Annotated in this window: 1 tRNA gene and 3 rRNA genes; all 4 read right to left on the reverse strand. The window is 49.2% G+C overall.

What is annotated here, in order from left to right:
- Positions 1-5: 5 nt before the first annotated feature.
- Positions 6-121 (reverse strand): 5S ribosomal RNA (gene rrf / locus A9G25_RS02725).
- Between the two features lie 157 nt (positions 122-278).
- Positions 279-3178, reverse strand: a 23S ribosomal RNA gene (locus A9G25_RS02730).
- 254 nt (positions 3179-3432) lie between these two features.
- Positions 3433-3508, reverse strand: a tRNA-Glu gene (locus tag A9G25_RS02735).
- 54 nt (positions 3509-3562) lie between these two features.
- Positions 3563-4420: ribosomal RNA gene (locus A9G25_RS02740) — 16S ribosomal RNA — on the reverse strand; the annotation flags it as partial.

Here is a 4420-nt window from a genome sequence, read left to right on the forward strand (position 1 = left end):
TAAAAGTCTGGCGGCACCCTACTCTCACATGGGTAATACCCACACTACCATCGGCACTACGGCGTTTCACTTCTGAGTTCGGCATGGGGTCAGGTGGGACCACCGCGCTATTACCGCCAGACATATTCTGTTCTCTCTTTCTTAATTGCTGTCCATTATCTCATATCAACAACAATCACTCAATTCGGAACAAACTGTTTTTTCAATCTCTATTCTCTTTTCGATGATTTTCTCATCTAGGAATAACTTCTGCGTAACCCAAAACAACTCCGAGTTGTAAGGTTAAGACTCTCGGTTCATTAGTATCAGTTAGCTCAATGTATCACTACACTTACACACCTGACCTATCTACGTCTTAGTCTCAAACGGACCTTACTGAATCTCTTCAGGGAAAACTCATCTCAAGGCTAGTTTCGTGCTTAGATGCTTTCAGCACTTATCTATTCCGCACGTAGCTACCGGGCAATGCAATTGGCATCACAACCCGAACACCAGCGGTGCGTTCACTTCGGTCCTCTCGTACTAGAAGCAAACCCTCTCAATTTTCCTACGCCCATGGCAGATAGGGACCGAACTGTCTCACGACGTTCTAAACCCAGCTCGCGTACCACTTTAAACGGCGAACAGCCGTACCCTTGGGACCTACTTCAGCCCCAGGATGTGATGAGCCGACATCGAGGTGCCAAACACCGCCGTCGATATGAACTCTTGGGCGGTATCAGCCTGTTATCCCCGGAGTACCTTTTATCCGTTGAGCGATGGCCCTTCCATTCAGAACCACCGGATCACTATGACCTACTTTCGTACCTGCTCGAGCCGTCACTCTCGCAGTCAAGCTAGCTTTTGCCATTGCACTAACCTCCTGATGTCCGACCAGGATTAGCTAACCTTCGTGCTCCTCCGTTACTCTTTGGGAGGAGACCGCCCCAGTCAAACTACCCACCAGACAGTGTCCCTTACCTCGATTCAGAAGTATAGGTTAGAACATCAAACATTAAAGGGTGGTATTTCAAGGTCGACTCCACACACACTGGCGTGCGTGCTTCTTTGCCTCCCACCTATCCTACACATTAAGGCTCAATGTTCACTGTCAAGCTATAGTAAAGGTTCACGGGGTCTTTCCGTCTTGCCACGGGTACACCGCATCTTCACGGCAATTTCAATTTCACTGAGTCTCGGGTGGAGACAGCCTGGCCATCATTACGCCATTCGTGCAGGTCGGAACTTACCCGACAAGGAATTTCGCTACCTTAGGACCGTTATAGTTACGGCCGCCGTTTACTGGGGCTTCGATCAGGAGCTTCTGCATGCGCATAACCCCATCAATTAACCTTCCAGCACCGGGCAGGCGTCACACCGTATACGTCCACTTTCGTGTTTGCACAGTGCTGTGTTTTTATTAAACAGTTGCAGCCAGCTGGTATCTTCGACTGATTTCACCTACGTCCGCACGGGATTTCAATTACATATCAGCGTGCCTTCTCCCGAAGTTACGGCACCATTTTGCCTAGTTCCTTCACCCGAGTTCTCTCAAGCGCCTGAGTATTCTCTACCTGACCACCTGTGTCGGTTTCGGGTACGATTACCTATAACCTGAAGCTTAGAGGATTTTCCTGGAAGCAGGGCATCAATTACTTCACTGCCTTAGCAGCTCGTCATCACGCCTCAGAGTTTTAGTGACCGGATTTGCCTAATCACACCCCTACACGCTTAACCCACCATCCAATAGGTGGTAAACCTAGCCTTCTTCGTCACCCCATCGCAGTTATAGCCAGTACGGGAATATTAACCCGTTTCCCATCAGATACGCCCTTCGGCCTCTCCTTAGGGGTCGACTCACCCTGCCCCGATTAACGTTGGACAGGAACCCTTGGTCTTCCGGCGAGCGGGCTTTTCACCCGCTTTATCGTTACTTATGTCAGCATTCGCACTTCTGATACCTCCAGCATGCCTCACAACACACCTTCTACGGCTTACAGAACGCTCCCCTACCCAATACACTTGCGTGCACTGCCGCAGCTTCGGTGCATAGTTTTAGCCCCGTTACATCTTCCGCGCAGGCCGACTCGACTAGTGAGCTATTACGCTTTCTTTAAATGATGGCTGCTTCTAAGCCAACATCCTAGCTGTCTAAGCCTTCCCACTTCGTTTCCCACTTAACTATGACTTTGGGACCTTAGCTGGCGGTCTGGGTTGTTTCCCTCTTCACGACGAACGTTAGCACCCGCCGTGTGTCTCCCATGATTCAACTTGTCAGTATTCGGAGTTTGCATCGGGTTGGTAAGCCGGGATGGCCCCCTAGCCGAAACAGTGCTCTACCCCCAACAGTCACTCATGAGGCGCTACCTAAATAGCTTTCGGGGAGAACCAGCTATCTCCCGGTTTGATTGGCCTTTCACCCCCAGCCACAGGTCATCCGCTAATTTTTCAACATTAGTCGGTTCGGTCCTCCAGTTAGTGTTAACCAACCTTCAACCTGCCCATGGCTAGATCACCGGGTTTCGGGTCTATACCCTGCAACTTAACGCACAGTTAATACTCGGTTTCCCTTCGGCTCCCCTATTCGGTTAACCTTGCTACAGAATATAAGTCGCTGACCCATTATACAAAAGGTACGCAGTCACTATTACCCAACGGTAACAGCTCCCACTGATTGTACGTACACGGTTTCAGGGTCTATTTCACTCCCCTCCCGGGGTTCTTTTCGCCTTTCCCTCACGGTACTGGTTCACTATCGGTCAATCAGGAGTATTTAGCCTTGGAGGATGGTCCCCCCTTCTTCAGACAGGATATCACGTGTCCCGCCCTACTCTATAAGCTTCCACATAACGTACCTTCGTGTACGGGACTTTCACCCTCTATCGTGCGACTTTCCAAACGCTTCCACTAATACTTTATGCTACCCGCTTGGGCTGCTCCCCTTTCGCTCGCCGCTACTCAGGGAATCTCGGTTGATTTCTTTTCCTCGGGGTACTTAGATGTTTCAGTTCTCCCGGTTCGCCTCATCTAACTATGAATTCATTAGATGATAGTGTGGTTACCCACACTGGGTTTCCCCATTCGGACATCGACGGCTATTACGCTTTTTATCAGCTTACCGTCGCTTTTCGCAGATTAACACGTCCTTCTTCGCCTCTGATTGCCTAGGCATCCACCGTGTACGCTTAATTTCTTAACCTTACAACTCACAGTTGTCTTAGTTTAAATTACGCTTTCTTCTCTTTCTTACTTATTCTCTTTTTGTTTAGATTATTCAATTGAAGTTCAACAAACCTCAACTCAATCTATAATAAAAAGCTTTTCATAAAAACGAGAACTCGTTTCTTTCAGCTTGTTCCTAATTGTTAAAGAGCTTTATCTTTCTATTCACTTAAACCACTAAATCAAGTAAATACAAACATAATTTTAGAAAAATAATTTCATCACATTTTATGGCGTCCCCTAGGGGATTCGAACCCCTGTTACCGCCGTGAAAGGGCGATGTCCTAGGCCTCTAGACGAAGGGGACTTAATTATTTCTCTTCCAAACAAACAATCTGTGTGAACACTTACAAGCACTTCGTAAGGAGGTGATCCAACCGCAGGTTCCCCTACGGTTACCTTGTTACGACTTCACCCCAGTCATGAACCACACCGTGGTAAACGCCCTCCCGAAGGTTAAGCTATCTACTTCTGGTGCAACCCACTCCCATGGTGTGACGGGCGGTGTGTACAAGGCCCGGGAACGTATTCACCGTGACATTCTGATTCACGATTACTAGCGATTCCGACTTCATGGAGTCGAGTTGCAGACTCCAATCCGGACTTAGACGTACTTTGTGAGGTCCGCTTACTCTCGCGAGGTCGCCTCCCTTTGTATACGCCATTGTAGCACGTGTGTAGCCCTGGTCGTAAGGGCCATGATGACTTGACGTCGTCCCCACCTTCCTCCGCTTTATCAACGGCAGTCTCCTTTGAGTTCCCGACCGAATCGATGGCAACAAAGGATAAGGGTTGCGCTCGTTGCGGGACTTAACCCAACATTTCACAACACGAGCTGACGACAGCCATGCAGCACCTGTCTCACAGTTCCCGAAGGCACTCTCGTATCTCTACAAGATTCTGTGGATGTCAAGACCAGGTAAGGTTCTTCGCGTTGCATCGAATTAAACCACATGCTCCACCGCTTGTGCGGGCCCCCGTCAATTCATTTGAGTTTTAACCTTGCGGCCGTACTCCCCAGGCGGTCGATTTATCGCGTTAGCTTCGGAGCCCATCACTCTAGGCAACAAACTCCAAATCGACATCGTTTACAGCGTGGACTACCAGGGTATCTAATCCTGTTTGCTCCCCACGCTTTCGCATCTCAGCGTCAGTATCTGTCCAGAAGGCCGCCTTCGCCACCGGTATTCCTCCACATCTCTACGCATTTCACCGCTAC

The organism is Gilliamella sp. Bif1-4 (genome assembly GCF_001690535.1).
Taxonomy (GTDB): domain Bacteria; phylum Pseudomonadota; class Gammaproteobacteria; order Enterobacterales; family Orbaceae; genus Gilliamella; species Gilliamella bombi.